We start from the raw sequence: 13,977 nt of genomic DNA, 5'->3' as shown, positions 1-13,977 counted from the left end.
CGCGCCAGGCCTCGGGGAGAGCCGGGGGCCGGCATGAGGGAATGAGATGAAGACGTGGCTGGGTGTCATCGCGGCGATTGCGTTCCTGGTGGGCGGCGTGGCGCGCGCGGAGTTGGTGGACCGGGTGGCGGCGGTGGTGAATCGGGACATCATCGCGCTGTCCGAGGTGCAGCAGCGGGCCGCGCCGGAGCTGGCGCGGGTCGCGGCCGAGCGGGATCCTCGCAAGCGCAACGACGCGCGCAACCAGCTCCTCAAGCAGGCGCTGGACACGCTCATCGCCGAGAAGCTGGTGGAGGCGGAGGTGCGCGAGCTGGGCATCAGCGTCACGTCCGCCGAGGTGGAAGAGGCGATGGCGGACGTGCAGAAACAGAACAACATCTCGGACCCGGCGCAGTTCGAGCAGCTGCTCGCGCGCGAGGGTTACACGATGAAGAGCTACAAGGAGTTCCTCGGCAAGCAGATCGCCCGGGGCCGGCTGATGCAGATGAAGGTGGCGGCCAAGGTGAAGATCTCCGAGGAGGACCTGAAGGCGGCCTACGCGCAGTTCGCGAAGCTGGAGGGCGAGGAGGCGGAGGTGCACGCGCGCCACATTTTGGTGTCGGTGGATCCGAAGGCGACGCCCGCGCAGGTGGAGGAGGCTCGCAAGAAGGCGGAGGCGATCGCGCAGGAGGCGCGCCGGCCGGGGATGGACTTCTCGGCGCTGGCGAAGGCGCGCAGCGAGGGCCCGAGCAAGGAGGATGGCGGCGACCTGGGTTTCTTCCGGCGCGGGGTGATGGTGCCGGCGTTCGAGAAGGCGGCGTTCTCGCTGAAGGTGGGCGAGGTGAGTGAGCCGATCCGCACGAACTTCGGCTGGCACGTGCTGAAGGTGGAGGAGCGGCGCGCGGTGGGAGTGACGCCGTACGAGGAGATGCGCCCGAAGCTGGAGGCGCAGCTGCGGCAGGACAAGACGGAGAAGTTCGTCGAGCAGTACGTGCAGGAACTGCGGAAGAAGGCGAACATCGAGGTGAAGCTCTGAGCGTCAGGGCGTCTCCTCCTTGCCTGTAGAACAACTCCTGCAGACTCCTTGAAACCCACTGTGTTGGGTTGGAGTGTTGTGGCTGCTGGGCGGGTCGCTGGGATGCGCGAGTCCCAACCCGAATGCTCGTGTACACCGGTTGCCAGACAAGCGCCTCGAGGTCGATGGGCCTCATGGAGCAAGGCGAAACATGCGGCGATCACGGGTGCACCCATGAGGCTCTTGCTTCCGCTCATGCTCTACTGTTCAGCAATGCTGACTGGGTGTGGGTATTTCGGGTATTACAAATATCCCAAGTCGGTATGGGCATCCCCTGCGGAGGTCTCCAAAGTCGACTTTCCGGACTCGCACGAAGGAGCCGTTCAACTCACCGGCGCCATGCTGAAAGCTATTGACGTGGCCATGAATGACTTCCTGCCACCAGGAACGAATCCAGAGAGGGAAAAGGATCCGGTCCTCCGATGTCTTGAGCAACGAGAGACGTATCATGCCACGGTGAAACAAGTGCGCGAGGATCTCTTCTTCGTCTCATTTTTCGCCGATCTGTCGCAGTGCGCGCCAGGGGCGCTCGTTCTGGACGCAGGGGCGGACTATCTCATCGATGGTCGGTGGAGAATCCTCGGGAGACGTTAGTATAGAGCTGAGAAAGGCCATCACCTCGGAACATGGCCACAACCATTGGGAGCGAGGACATGCTGCGGCCCATCGTGGGTATCTCCCTGGGAGACGTATCAGGCATCGGCCCGGAGGTGACGGCAGCGGCGCTGGAGCTGCCTCGGGTGCGAAAGGCGCTGGTGCCGGTGGTGTTCGGAGACGGGCCCACGCTGGCGCGCTTCCCGGTGTTCCAGCGATATGCGCGGGTGACTCCGGAGACGCTGGGCCGGGCGGTAGGCCCCACGGTGTGCGAGGTGACCCAGTTGGCGGACAAGGATCGCCAGCCGGGCAAGCCGACGCGCGCGGGTGGGCAGGCGCAGTACGCCTATGTGAAGGCGGCCATCGAGGCAGCGCGAGCGAGACAGGTGGACGCGCTGTGCACGGCGCCAGTGTCGAAGGAGCAGATCTCCCGGGCGGGCATTCCGTTCATGGGCCACACGGAGGTGCTGGCGGAGGCCTTCGGCGTGGAGGTGCTGATGTTGATGGACGGGCCGCGGGTGCGCGTGGCGCTGGCCACCAACCACGTGCCCGTATCGGAGCTGCCGAAGCTGATCACGGTGGAGAAGCTCACCGAACAGCTCGCGCTGCTTTCACGGGAGCTAAAGCGGGTGCTGGGGCGCCGGCCACGGATCGCGGTGCTGGGGCTCAATCCCCATGCGGGCGAAGGCGGGCTGCTGGGGCGCGAGGAGGTGGAGATCATCTCTCCGGCCATCAAGCGGGCGCGAGCGGCTCGGGTGGATGCGTATGGGCCGCTGCCGGCGGATGGACTCTTCGCGAAGCCGGATGAGATTCCATACGACGCGGTGCTGGCGATGTACCACGACCAGGGGCTCATCCCGGCGAAGGCGTTGGACTTCGAGCGCACGGTGAACGTGACGCTGGGGCTGCCGGTGCCGAGAACGTCTCCGGATCACGGTACCGCGTATGCGCTGGCCGGCACGGGCCAAGCCAGCCGCGTGCCCATGGTGGAGGCACTGCTCAAGGCAGCGCTCATGGCTCAGGCCCGGCAGTAACCCCCCGTGGTTGAGCTCACGACCTTGCGAGAGCGCCGGTCCGCCCTTCCGTGGGTGGTGCTGCTCCTGGGGAGCCTGTTCAGTGGCTGCGCCACCCTTCCCAACGATGCGCCCGCTTCTCCCGGCGCCCCAACGCTCTCGCCAGCCAGTTCGGCGCGGCATCCTTCCAGGCTCCGGATTGTTCCGGTGCAGCCGCGAATCCTGCTGGCCTCCAGCGACGGCTCCACAACGGGAGGGGAATCGACAGGCCAGCCTCAGGGCTACAACGTCCCTGGCCGGAATCCGAACTCGCAGGCTCCGTGGGAGTTCTTTCTCGGACACGCCGCGCACCGGCTCATCGCCTACATGTACAGCGTGAACCACCCGCGCAATCAGGTCTTCTACAACACCTGGAATCTTGTCGGCATCCTCCGGCGCACGGACTTCGCGGACATCTCGCTTCTCCTCCCTCAAGAGCGGGAGCTGCGCCCCCACATCACCGACGTCACCCGACGAAGCGTCTTCGAGATCAAACCCTGGAACGAACGAGGTCTTCAGGAAGGTCACGAAAAGGTGCGGCTCTATCTGGCCGCACTGAACCGGGCCTGCCAGGTGGGCAGAAGCTTCTCCGCTGGCACGGACTTCAGCGGAGAGACACTCATCCGCTTCGCTCGAGGCCAATACATCTGGCGCTTGGAGTGGCAGACCACAGAGCCCGGCGTGGTCCAGTACCGATGGACCCGCAGCCAACAGCGATTCGAGTCAGTGGCAGAGGCCTCTGATACGGGACAGTGGATCGCCCTCACCGAAGCGGAGATGCGCCAGTACGGTGGATGGGTGGGACAGGCCGTGGAAGGCATGGTCGACCGGCGCGAGAAACTCGCCACCTTCAGCGGAGCGGTGGGCGTCGTCATTGACATCCTGGGTGAGGGCACCAAGGTAGTCCTCACGGGAGCCATCCTGAGCCGGCTGAGCCCAGGCTCTGGGGCCCAGCCTCCTGCCGAGGGAGGCGGTCAGGTCGTCCCGTTTCGGGCACCCCCACCTGCTCCGCCAGTTCCGGCACAAGTGCCCGCTGCAGCCAGGGGCATGTGACACGGAGTTTGATAGGACACGCCCCATGAAGACCGGACAGCCGTCCTCGCTGCAACTGCCGTCCTTCCTTCATGGCCCCTTTCTCACGGTCCAGCGCAAGGTGCGAACCGAGGGGCGTCGATGCGCCGAGCAATACCAGAAGGACGGTTCCTTTCCCGCCGCCCGTGAGGTGCTGGCAGTCCCCGCCGAAGTGCTGGTGCTCCACGAAGTCGCCGACTTTCAACGCGAGCATCCCGCATGGCGGCTCTACCTGCTGGGAGGCGTGACCGACGCTTTGTGCGAAGCCCTGGACTGGAAGAACTCGCGACAGGTGAGCGATCTCTACGAAACGTTCAGTCGCGAAACTGCTTGGGGTGCTTTGTACTACGCGGTCTCCCAGGAAGCCCCGATGAGTGCGGGGCGCATGGCAGCGCGCCTCCATGCAGTGCTGCGTTTCTGGGAGCCCCTGCACTCCGTGCGCTACCGCTTCAAGTCCTTGAACGCCGAGCTCTCACTCGAAGAGCTGATGATGGCCTCCTGCGACTGGGCCATGGAGGCCTGGGCTCCGCTAGACGAAGCTTCAATCGAGAAGCGCCTGGCGGTGTCCGCAACGCGAATGGCACAAGCGACGCGGGACGACAGCACAGAGGCCATCCTTCGGGAGATGCCGCGAGCTCTCGCGCATGCGCGAGGGCTGAAGCACCGCGAGCGCCTGACGGACCCTGCCTTCTTGAGGCACCGTCTCTCCATGCTCGAGCCTGCGGCCTTCGAGCGTGTGTCCGGAGCCTTCACTGCTCATCTCCTTGAGCTGCTCTATGACTGGGATGAGCAGCTCGGAAAGTCGTAGGTAGCAGCCCCTGACCTCAGAAGACGAACGGGAAGCGGATGGGCCCCATCTGGGCCCGGTGCTGTGGGAACTTCCAGTCCTTCACCAGTCCCTCGATGCACGTCGCCAGTGCCGTGCCGCGCAGGGACTGCGTCTCCATCGCGACACCGTACGTCGAGCCGCTCGGGTAGATGAACCACCGCATCATGAACCGGCCCCCGTTCAAGCCCGGGATGGCCTCCTTGTTCCGCTGGATGCATGAGGTGATCGCGGGCTGGTTCGTGACCACCACTCTCTGGATGTCCTCCGGCGTGAGGCTCTCCCGGAGGTTCTGGGCTGGCTCCGGCGGGATCCACACCGACTTCACTCCCTTCGACTCCGGCACCTTCCGAACCGCGTCCTTCGTGAAACCCAGCTCCCGAGCAAAGTCCTTGTCGAACTCTTCGTATTCCCCTGGCTCCGCCGAAGCTACCGGCTCCGGAGCAGGCTTCTCGGCAGGTGCCGCGCTCGCCACGACGGGCTGGATGGACGGAGTCTCTTCCTCCGTCTCCTCCAGAGTCGGATCCTCGACGTCGCGCCGCTCCTGCACGGCTGCGGCTCGCCGGACCTTGGCCGGCTCACGCGGCTTGACGGTCTCCGCCTGGGTGCTCGTCTTCAGCACCTCTCCGCCCCTTGCGGCCGATGCCACCTGAGTCCCCGTCTCCTCTGCGGGTCGCAAGGACTCCTGCGCAGCCTGGGCAATGGCCCCAGGCGCCGGTGAGCTCACCGGCGCGGCGCTCGCCGCAGCCTGGGCAATAGCTCCCTGAGTGGGAGCGGACTCCGAGTTCACCACGGTCTTCACAGCCTCGACGACCGGCTCCGGCTTCGGCGGGAGCGGCGAGTCCTTCACAGTGAGGACAGGCTCGGGAGCCGGCGTCATGAGAGCGGGCTGTACCGCAGTAACGGTGCCCGCAGGCACGTACGCAGCCATCACCTGTTCCCGATCGGGCAGGCTGTCCCGCTCCATCCAGAGCACTCCCGCCACGAGCAAACTCGCGGTGCTCACTCCGATCAGAGCGCCGATCGCGATCCACGGCGTGCGATCCGGTGCCGGTGGAACGACAAAGCCAGGAACATTCCAACCCGGCTGCGCCAGCTGAGGTACCACGGCCAACCCAGGCAACGGTGCAGGAGGTGGAATCCATGGGGCCTCCACAGCCACCGGCAACGGCGGCGGAACAGGCTCCTCCTCCAAGACCGGCTTCAAATGCTCCGGAACGGGACACTCCTCCTCTTCGAACTCCTCCGGGTCCTCGGCAGGCGCTCGCGGAGGAGGCATCGTGCGCAGCCACTGCTCCTCCTCGGCCGCCAACGCGAGCACGCTCCGCAGACGCTCCCCGGACTTCACTTCCTCGGGCGTCGGCTCTCCCTCCGGGCCGGGCTGCACGAACAGCTCGCGATCCAGATAGGCATCCAGCTCTGTATCGAGCGCCTCTTGCACAGCCTCCTGGACGCTGCCAGCCGGCCGGGCCTTCCACTCCGTACCGCGACCGAAGACCCCAGCGCCGAACTCCGTCTGATTCTCGACCACGCCCCACCCCCGACCCGTACTTGCCCCGACCCCTGATAAGCCGTGAGAAAGTAAGAACACGGGGCGGGTGCGCCACCGTCATGTTCAGCGGTGAGCAAGAACTCCTTCCGCTATCCGGTACACCCCCACCGGATCGTCGAGTGCCCTGCACACTCCCCTCCTGTCAGGACACCCCGCGCCCACTCAGGAATGGTGAACCTCGACTGCGGACGCCGCATACGGCTGCTCCGGCGGCATGCGCGGCAGCGAGAGCAGGAAGCACGTCCCCTTCCCCACCTGGCTCTCCACCGCGATGCGGCCCCCATGCGAGGTGACGATGCCGTGCACCACCGCCAGCCCCAGCCCCATGCCCGTGCCCGGCGGTTTCGTCGTGAAGAAAGGCTGGAAGAGATTGCGCAGCGTCTCCGGCGACATCCCCGTCCCCGTATCGCGGATCTCGATGCGCACCCACTCCCCCTGCTGCTTCGTGGAGATGCGAACCACCCCGCGCTCCGCGGTGGCCTGCCCGGCATTCACCAACAGGTTCACCAGCACCTGCCCTATCTGCCGAGAACGGCCCACCACCGGCCCCACCTCTCCCAGCTCGCTCTCCACCTGGCAGTGGCGCAATTGGCTGTGCGCGATGCGCAGCGCCATCCGCACCTCCGCGTTCAAGTCATATTCGACGAACGCCTCCGGATCTCCCCGCGCGAAGCGCCTCAGGTCCGCCACGATGGCGTTCACCCGCTTGATGCCCTCCAGCGTCGCCGGCAACACCTCGTCCCGATGCTCCTTCAGCGACTCCGGCAGCGTGGGCTCCTGCTGGAGATCCTTCAGCAGTTGATGGGCGTTGCTCGCCACGAAGCTCATCGGGTTGTTGATCTCGTGCGCCACTCCCGCCGCCATCATCCCCAGGCTCGAGAGCTTCTCCTGCTCGATGGCCCGCGAGTGCATGCGGCGCATCTCCTCTTGGGCCTTCTCCAGGCGGGCCCGCTGCTCCAGCACCTTCTTCAGCGCCCCACGCAACAGCGAGTCCCGCCGCTCCGTGAGCAGATACCCGAAGAAGCCCAGCAGGCTGAACGCCAGCGCGAGGACCGGCGCCGAGCCATCCCACAGCGCCAACGCGTTGATCAACACCAGGTACACCGCCACGCGCGGGCGCACCCAGCGATCCAACCCGTGGAACCAAAGCAGGTTGTAGGCGATGAAGACCCATACCAAGGGGGACCATCGCGTGAAGTGGCCACTCACCGTGCAGCCCGCCACGTTCAGCAGCATCCGGACCGTTTCCACCACCTCGCGGGAGACTCGCTTCGCCAGCCGCTCCAGGAGCCACACATTCGCCGCGGTGAGCACCACCGCCACCGCCAACACCGCGAGGACTTTCGTCCACTGCCCCCAGAACCAGACAAAGATCGAGATGTTGACCGCGAGCGGTCCCAACCCCGCGATGGCCTGGATGCCACGGTGGACCTGCTCTGGATCGGCGTCGGGTAGCTCCGGCGTCTGGCTCTTCGCGCCCGGGGATGAACCTGCCTCGGGGGGCGATGGTGTCGAGAGGGAACTCATGGGTCCTCATGAAAGGTTGGCCTGTGTCACCCCCCAATGCTCCCGACGAGGCAAGTCTAGCATCCGTTTGACGGATGACCTTGCATCCTTGCAGGATTCCTCGAAATGGCAGACACCCTGGGGCTGGACTTTCGGCCGCTCGAGCGGCCTCAGTTGGATGATCCGCATCCCTTCCTGGCTCGGCTGCGGCGCGAGGCGCCCGTGGTCCTGGCCCCGGCGTTCCACCTCTGGCTCATCACCCGGTACCAGGACGTCCTGTCCATTCTGAGAGACCCTCGGCGCTTCAGCTCCCAGGACATCCTTCGCTCTCCCATGCAGCTCCCAGCCGACGTGAACGGCGTCCTGGAGGAGGCGGGCTTCACCCAGGACTATCCCCTGCTGGGAGACGATCCCCCCGCCCACACGCGCGTCCGCGGTTTCGTGGGAAAGGCTTTCTCCGCTCCTCGCATGGCGGCCCTGGCGCCCCGCATCCAGCAGATCGCTGATGAGTACCTCGACGTCCTCGAACGCCAGACGGGGCCCACGGACATCGTCGCGCGGCTGACCTATCCGCTGCCCATGCGGGTGGCCACCGAGCTGCTGGGGATTCCCAAGGAGGACATGGATCGCATCAAGAAGTGGTGCGAGGAGCCCGTGCTCCTCTTCAACAGCGGCCAGACACACGAGCAGCAGCTTGAGCGGGCCCAGCGCATCGCCTCCTACTGGCGTTACCTGAGGAACCTCGTGGAGGACCGCCGGCTCCACCCGCGTCCGGACGACATCCTCACGACGCTGATCGAGGCCCGCATCGAGGGCGAGAAGCCCCTGGACACCCGGGAGATGGTGAACCTGGCCAGCGTGCTCGTGTTCGCGGCCCAGGAGACCACCACGAACCTGATGGGTCTGGCGGTGTTCCACCTGCTGAGCTACCCCGAGTCCTGGCGGGCCCTGTGCGAGGATCCCTCCCGCGTGCCCCAGGCCATCGAAGAGGTGCTGCGCTACGACGCGCCGGCCTCGGCGATGATGCGCTCGGTCCAGGAGGACGTGACGCTGTCCGGCACCGCGGTGCCCAAGGGCTCGCGCCTGCTGCTGCTCTTCAACTCGGCCAACCGGGACGAGGACGTCTTCGAACGCGCCGACCGCTTCGACATCGCCCGCGAGAGCGCGGCCAAGCACCTCGGCTTCGGCCATGGGACGCACTTCTGCGTGGGGGCTCCGCTGGCGAGGCTCCAGGCTCGCATCGCGCTGGAGACGCTCACCCGGCGCCTGCCAACCCTGCGCCTGGTGCCCGGCGAGCCTCCCGTGTACCTGCCCAACCTGCTCAACCGTGGGCCTCAGCGGCTCATGGTGGCGTGGCAGTCCTGAAGCCCCGCCTACGGCTTCGACTCCCGCATGAGCCCTCCGAGGCTCACGTCCAGCTGGCTGCGCACCATGTCGAGGATGCTCTCCAGCTCCGGTGGCGTCACCTGGAGGCGCTCGGAGAGCAGCCGGCACGTGCCCTCGAGCAGCGCCTCGCGGCCCTTCTGCACCCAGCGCGCCGCCGTGGCGCGGTGCACCCCGTACACCGCGCCGATTCGATCGATGCTCAGCCCATCCAGGAAGTGCAGCCGCAGCACGTTGCGCTGATCGCTCGGCAGCTCGGCCATCGCCGTCTCCAGCGCCTCCTTGAACTCGGCCCGGTAGCGAGACTTGAGGAAGGCCAGCTCGGGATCCGGCGTCGGGATGTTCGAGAACACCGGCCGCTCCACCTCGACGAGAACCTCACGCGCGCCCTGCTCGCGCAGGTTGAGCGAGGTTCTCACCGCCGCCACGCGCACCCACGCTCCCAACGGCCCGCGCCCCGAGTAATCCGCGATCTTCGGCTGCGCCCCGGGCCGGCCCACGAAGAGCTTCTCCCAGAGCACCTGCCGCAGCTCATCGGGTTGCAGCGGAGTGTCCTTGCGCTTGCGCAGGGCTTGATCGACCTCGATGCTGAAGCGCTCCTGGAAGGCGGTGAGCGCCGCGGGCACCTGCGCCGCGCAGGCACAGGCCAGGTAGAGCTCCGCCGCACGGAGTTCCCGGAGGTGTTCCTCGGGCGAGCCACCGTTGGGCACGTGCCGAGCGATGTGACGCAGGAATGCATCGGCCTCCAGCGAGATCCCCGGCCATGCCGCCCGGCCCGCCTCCAGTGCCTGGGACAGCAAGGTCTCCAGCTCCTCACCGCCCTTCAGGCCCGCCCGCTCTCGCAGTGAACGATCCGAAGCGCCGTCACCTTTCATGTGCCTGCAACCTCGTCCGGAAGACTCGTGAGGTGGACCCGAGAAGCACGACGCCCCGAGAACGTTGAGCCCCCGCAATCCCTGGTGTACCCTGACGGCGGCTGGCAATGTCTACCAATCGCTGCCCAGGTGGAGCCTGGTCCAAATGCCGGACGAGATTCTCACACTGCCCGAGGTCGCCCAGTTGCTGAAGGTCGCGGAGAAAACCGTCTACACGATGGCCCAGAAGGGCGAGTTCCCTGCCTTCATGGTGGACCGTCTTCGCGACCGACGGAAACATGCGGTCACGACTGCGCACGGCGTTCGTGGGCACCTGCTCGAACAGCTTTGACGCTAACGGGAACCTCCAAGCGCGACCCGGAGGGCAACTGTGACGGACCAGACCCCGCAAGAAGGAGAGCTGATCCTCTACCGCACCGCCGATGACGCCGTGCGCGTCGAGGTGCTCTACGAGTCCGATACCTTCTGGCTCGACCAGCGACGCATGGCCGAGCTGTTCGGCGTCGACATCCGCACCGTCAGCTACCACCTGAAGGAAGTCTACGCCTCGGGGGAGCTGACCCCGGAGGCAACTCTCCGAAGAATTTGGAGAGTTCAACGCGAAGGAAATCGCGAGGTTAGGCGCGAGATCGAGTTCTACAACCTCGACGCGATCATCTCGGTCGGCTACCGAGTCAACAGCGCGCAGGCTACCCAGTTCCGCATCTGGGCGACCCAGACCCTTCGCGACTTCATCGTCAAGGGCTTCGTCCTCGACGACGAGCGGCTCAAGCTGAACAAGCGCTTCGGCAAGGACTACTTCGACGAGCTGCTCGAGCGGGTCCGTGAGATCCGCGCCAGCGAGCGGCGGTTCTACCTGAAGATCACCGACATCTACGAGCAGTGCAGTATCGACTACGACAAGCACGCGGAGACGACACAGACGTTCTTCAAAACCGTGCAGAACAAGCTGCACTGGGCGGTCACCGGCAAGACCGCCGCGGAGTTGATCGCCGAGCGCGCCGACGCCGAGAAACCCTTGATGGGGCTCACCACCTGGAAGAACGCGCCCAAGGGGAAGATCCTCAAGAGCGATGTCAGCGTCGCCAAGAACTACCTGATCGAGCGCGAGATCAAGGAGCTCGAGCGCATCGTGTCGATGTATCTCGACTACGCCGAGAACCAAGCCGCGCGGCAGATCCCGATGAGGATGGCGGACTGGGTCGCGAAGCTCGACGCGTTCCTGCAGTTCAACGAGTACGAGGTGCTCGCGAACGCCGGCAAGGTCTCCGCGGAGGTGGCCAAACGCCTCGCCGAGGAGCAGTACGACAAGTTCCGCGTGCGGCAGGACCGCGAGTTCGAGAGCGACTTCGAGGCTGAGGTGAAGCGCATCGAGTCGAAGCGCCCCCGCAGGAGGAAGGAGGAGCCGTGACGAGCACGCCCCGACACTCCGAGGCCGCGTTCGAGACGGTCATCGAGCACCACCTTCTCGGGCACGGCTACGTCGCCATCTCGCGCGATGGCTTCGACCGCGAGCGCGCCATCTTCCCGTCCGTGGTCCTCGACTTCATCGACGATCAACAGTCCCGCCTCGCGTGGGACAGTTGATCGCCGGGTCACCTGGCTACCAGCGCTCGCTGTCGTTCTTGGGCTGGATCGCCAGGGGCGGCGCGGTGATGCCGTTGACGGACAGGCCCGGATGCATGAACACGGGCGCGTTCTGGACGAACGCCGCGGGGAAGTCGAGCGTCGGCTTGGACGCCTCGTTCAGGGCCGCCACCTGCTGCGGCGTCAGCTTCACCTCCAGCGCCCCCAGGTTGTTGTCCAGTTGCTCCAGCGTGCGCGCGCCGATGATGGTGGAGGCCACGCCCGGCCGGCTCTGCACCCACGCCAGCGCCACGCGCGCCACCGTGGTGTCCTGCTCCTTGGCCACCTTCTGCAGCACGTCGATCAGGGAGTAGGCCTTCTCGGTCAGGTTGTCCTCCACCCGCGCGCCCCGGGCCGCCTTCACCTTGCCCGCGTTCTCACGCGTGTACTTGCCGCTCAGCACCCCGCCCTTGAGCGGAGACCACGGGGTGATGCCCAGCCCCAGCTCTTGCGCCATCGGCACCAGCTCGCCCTCCACGGTGCGCTCCATCAGCGAGTACTCGATCTGCAGCGCCACCAGCGGAGACCAGCCCTTGAACTGGGCCAGCATCTGCGCCTGCGCCACCTTCCACGCCGGCGTGTCCGAGAAGCCGATGTACCGGACCTTGCCAGCCCGCACCATGTCATCCAGCGCGCGCATCGTCTCCTCGATGGGCGTGTGAACGTCGTAGCAGTGCATCCAGTACAGATCGATGTAGTCCGTCTGCAATCGCCGCAGGGACTCGTCGAGCGCTGCAATCATCGACTTGCGGCCCGAACCGCCGCCGTTGGGATCGCTCGCGAACAGATTGCTGAAGAACTTGGTGGCGATGACCACGCGGTGGCGCTTGCTCGGAACCCGGCCGATGTGGTCGCCGAGGATCTTCTCCGAATGCCCCCGCGTGTAGATGTTGGCCGTGTCGATGAAGTTGCCACCCTTCTCGAGATAGCGATCCAGGATGGCCGTGGATTCCTCCACGCTGCTGCCCCAGCCCAGATCCGGGCCAAAGGTCATCGCTCCGAGACAGAAGGGGCTGACGCGCAGGCCGGAGCGGCCGAGGGTGAGATAGGCATTCAGTGCCATGTGTGGCTCCCAGGGAACGGGGTTGAGTGGCGCGCATGAGTAGCGCTCCCCCACCAGGGCTGCCACCCGATCCTTGCTGGGCTCTGCTCGAAAAGAGACGTAGGCTCCGCCTCCCGCCCGAGCACCACGGAGCCTGCATGTCCGCGACCCCCGAGGTATCCGATCCCCACGGCCTGATGACGCGCCAGTTCCAGGTGGACCCCTACCCCACCTACGAGCGACTCCGAGAGGAAGCCCCCGCCTACTTCAGTGAAGGCTGGGGCGGCTGGCTCTTCACGCGCTACCAGGACGTGCAGGGCGGCTTCAAGGATCCGCGGCTCTCCTCCAACCGCGCGGGCGCCTTCGGAGCCATGCTCCCCGCCGCCCTCAAGGAGCGCCTGGCCCCCGTCGTCGCCAGCCTCAGCTCCTGGGCGCTGCTCATCGATCCGCCTGACCACACGCGCATCCGCTCCCTGGTGAACAAGGCCTTCACCCCGCGGCTCGTGGAGTACCTGCGCCCCCTCATCCTGGAGCAGGTGAACCTGCTGCTCGACAAGGCGGAAAAAGAAGGGCGCATGGACATGGTGCAGGACGTGGCCAACCTGCTGCCCGTGGCCGTGATTGGCGACATGCTCGGCATCCCCCGCGAGGACGGCCTGAAGCTGCGGCAGTGGGCCAACGCCTTCGCCACCTTCTTCGGTACCACCAAGTACACCCCGGACGTGCTGGACCTCATGCGCACCGGCGTCGTCGAGATGGAGGAGTACTTCCGCGGCGCCATCGCCCAGCGCCGCAAGAGCAGCACCGTGGGCAATGATCTGCTCAGCACCCTGATGGCCGCCGAGGATCACGGCAACATCCTCACCGAGCAGGAAGTCCTCGCCACATGCTCGCTGGTGCTCTTCGCCGGCCATGAGACGACCACGCACCTGCTCGCCAACGGCCTGCACCTGCTGCTGAAGAACCCCGAGCAGCGCGAAGTCATGCTCAGCTCCGACGAGCAGCTCACCGCCGGCGTGGAGGAGATCCTCCGCTACGAGAGCCCCATCCAGCGCCTCAGCCGCGTCATCACCGAGGACTTCGAGATCCACGGGCAGACGCTGCGCAAGGGCCAGAAGGTCTTCCTGATGATCGGCGCGGCCAATCGGGATCCGCGCCAGTTCCCCCAGGCCGAGCGGTTGGAGCTGCGCCGCCAGGAGAACCGCCACATCGCCTTCGGCTTCGGCATCCACTACTGCCTGGGCGCGGCGCTGGGCCGGCTCGAGGGGCAGATCGCCCTGCGCACCCTGCTGCGCCGCTTCCCGAACATGAAGCTGCTGCAGAAGCCCGAGCGCCTGGAGAATGTCGCCTTCCGAGGGTTCAAGGCCCTGCCCGTGGCCCTGGGCTGAGTCGCGAC

The 13,977-nt window shown here is 66.2% G+C and carries 14 protein-coding genes; 10 read left to right on the top strand and 4 right to left on the bottom strand.

Features of this window, described 5'->3' with window-relative positions; translation table 11 throughout:
* Positions 1–46 precede the first annotated feature (46 nt).
* From KY501_RS14210 to KY501_RS14190, 5 genes are all read left to right on the top strand, one after another.
* Positions 47–1,015, top strand: a complete 969-nt coding sequence (locus tag KY501_RS14210) for a peptidylprolyl isomerase (RefSeq protein WP_224363469.1) — start codon at positions 47–49, stop codon at positions 1,013–1,015.
* Between the two features lie 213 nt (positions 1,016–1,228).
* Entirely contained in the window at positions 1,229–1,648 is a 420-nt protein-coding gene (locus KY501_RS14205) for a hypothetical protein (RefSeq protein WP_224363468.1), read from the top strand.
* A gap of 59 nt (positions 1,649–1,707) precedes the next feature.
* Positions 1,708–2,682 (top strand): 4-hydroxythreonine-4-phosphate dehydrogenase PdxA, encoded by a 975-nt coding sequence (gene pdxA, locus KY501_RS14200; protein WP_224363467.1) that lies wholly within the window; start codon positions 1,708–1,710, stop codon positions 2,680–2,682.
* 186 nt (positions 2,683–2,868) lie between these two features.
* Complete coding sequence (locus tag KY501_RS14195) at positions 2,869–3,753, top strand: hypothetical protein (protein ID WP_224363466.1); 885 nt, start codon at positions 2,869–2,871, stop codon at positions 3,751–3,753.
* A 25-nt stretch (positions 3,754–3,778) separates the two neighbouring features.
* A complete protein-coding gene (locus KY501_RS14190; protein WP_224363465.1) occupies positions 3,779–4,579 on the top strand; it encodes a hypothetical protein in 801 nt (266 codons plus the stop codon).
* Positions 4,580–4,595: 16 nt separating this feature from the next.
* On the opposite strand, the gene KY501_RS53910 is transcribed toward KY501_RS14190, so the two are convergent.
* Entirely contained in the window at positions 4,596–6,128 is a 1,533-nt protein-coding gene (locus KY501_RS53910; protein WP_224363464.1) for an AgmX/PglI C-terminal domain-containing protein, read from the bottom strand.
* 183 nt (positions 6,129–6,311) lie between these two features.
* Positions 6,312–7,676, bottom strand: a complete 1,365-nt coding sequence (locus KY501_RS14180; RefSeq protein WP_224363463.1) for a sensor histidine kinase — start codon at positions 7,674–7,676, stop codon at positions 6,312–6,314.
* A gap of 105 nt (positions 7,677–7,781) precedes the next feature.
* Here KY501_RS14180 and KY501_RS14175 point away from each other — a divergent pair, with 105 nt between their 5' ends.
* Positions 7,782–9,020, top strand: a complete 1,239-nt coding sequence (locus tag KY501_RS14175; RefSeq protein WP_224363462.1) for a cytochrome P450 — start codon at positions 7,782–7,784, stop codon at positions 9,018–9,020.
* An 8-nt stretch (positions 9,021–9,028) separates the two neighbouring features.
* Here the strand turns inward: KY501_RS14175 and KY501_RS14170 are convergent, their stop codons facing one another.
* Entirely contained in the window at positions 9,029–9,913 is an 885-nt protein-coding gene (locus KY501_RS14170; protein ID WP_224363461.1) for a sigma-70 family RNA polymerase sigma factor, read from the bottom strand.
* A gap of 145 nt (positions 9,914–10,058) precedes the next feature.
* On the opposite strand from KY501_RS14170, the gene KY501_RS14165 reads away from it, so the two are divergent.
* Genes KY501_RS14165 through KY501_RS14155 form a run of 3 tightly spaced genes read left to right on the top strand, consistent with a single transcriptional unit; the run spans position 10,059 to position 11,500 of the window.
* On the top strand, positions 10,059–10,244 hold the full coding sequence (locus KY501_RS14165) for a helix-turn-helix transcriptional regulator (RefSeq protein ID WP_224363460.1): 186 nt from the start codon (positions 10,059–10,061) through the stop codon (positions 10,242–10,244).
* Between the two features lie 39 nt (positions 10,245–10,283).
* Complete coding sequence (locus KY501_RS14160) at positions 10,284–11,324, top strand: virulence RhuM family protein (RefSeq protein WP_224363459.1); 1,041 nt, start codon at positions 10,284–10,286, stop codon at positions 11,322–11,324.
* On the top strand, positions 11,321–11,500 hold the full coding sequence (locus KY501_RS14155; protein ID WP_224363458.1) for a hypothetical protein: 180 nt from the start codon (positions 11,321–11,323) through the stop codon (positions 11,498–11,500). Before KY501_RS14160 ends, KY501_RS14155 begins: the two co-directional genes overlap by 4 nt.
* A 16-nt stretch (positions 11,501–11,516) precedes the next feature.
* On the opposite strand, the gene KY501_RS14150 is transcribed toward KY501_RS14155, so the two are convergent.
* Positions 11,517–12,602 (bottom strand): aldo/keto reductase, encoded by a 1,086-nt coding sequence (locus tag KY501_RS14150; RefSeq protein WP_224363457.1) that lies wholly within the window; start codon positions 12,600–12,602, stop codon positions 11,517–11,519.
* Between the two features lie 137 nt (positions 12,603–12,739).
* On the opposite strand from KY501_RS14150, the gene KY501_RS14145 reads away from it, so the two are divergent.
* Complete coding sequence (locus tag KY501_RS14145; protein WP_224363456.1) at positions 12,740–13,969, top strand: cytochrome P450; 1,230 nt, start codon at positions 12,740–12,742, stop codon at positions 13,967–13,969.
* Positions 13,970–13,977 lie beyond the last annotated feature (8 nt).

The sequence above is a fragment of the Hyalangium versicolor genome (assembly GCF_020103695.1).
GTDB lineage: Bacteria > Myxococcota > Myxococcia > Myxococcales > Myxococcaceae > Hyalangium > Hyalangium versicolor.
The sequence above is the reverse complement of the archived record's forward strand: the minus strand, read 5'-3'. Positions and strand labels throughout refer to the sequence as shown.

Bases quoted from the DNA above. Each gene is read 5' to 3' on its own strand.
- KY501_RS14210 (WP_224363469.1), top strand. From the start codon at position 47: ATGAAGACGTGGCTGGGTGTCATCGCGGCGATTGCGTTCCTGGTGGGC.
- KY501_RS14205 (WP_224363468.1), top strand. From the start codon at position 1,229: ATGAGGCTCTTGCTTCCGCTCATGCTCTACTGTTCAGCAATGCTGACT.
- pdxA (WP_224363467.1), top strand. From the start codon at position 1,708: ATGCTGCGGCCCATCGTGGGTATCTCCCTGGGAGACGTATCAGGCATC.
- KY501_RS14190 (WP_224363465.1), top strand. From the start codon at position 3,779: ATGAAGACCGGACAGCCGTCCTCGCTGCAACTGCCGTCCTTCCTTCAT.
- KY501_RS14180 (WP_224363463.1), bottom strand. From the start codon at position 7,676: ATGAGTTCCCTCTCGACACCATCGCCCCCCGAGGCAGGTTCATCCCCG.
- KY501_RS14175 (WP_224363462.1), top strand. From the start codon at position 7,782: ATGGCAGACACCCTGGGGCTGGACTTTCGGCCGCTCGAGCGGCCTCAG.
- KY501_RS14170 (WP_224363461.1), bottom strand. From the start codon at position 9,913: ATGAAAGGTGACGGCGCTTCGGATCGTTCACTGCGAGAGCGGGCGGGC.
- KY501_RS14165 (WP_224363460.1), top strand. From the start codon at position 10,059: ATGCCGGACGAGATTCTCACACTGCCCGAGGTCGCCCAGTTGCTGAAG.
- KY501_RS14150 (WP_224363457.1), bottom strand. From the start codon at position 12,602: ATGGCACTGAATGCCTATCTCACCCTCGGCCGCTCCGGCCTGCGCGTC.
- KY501_RS14145 (WP_224363456.1), top strand. From the start codon at position 12,740: ATGTCCGCGACCCCCGAGGTATCCGATCCCCACGGCCTGATGACGCGC.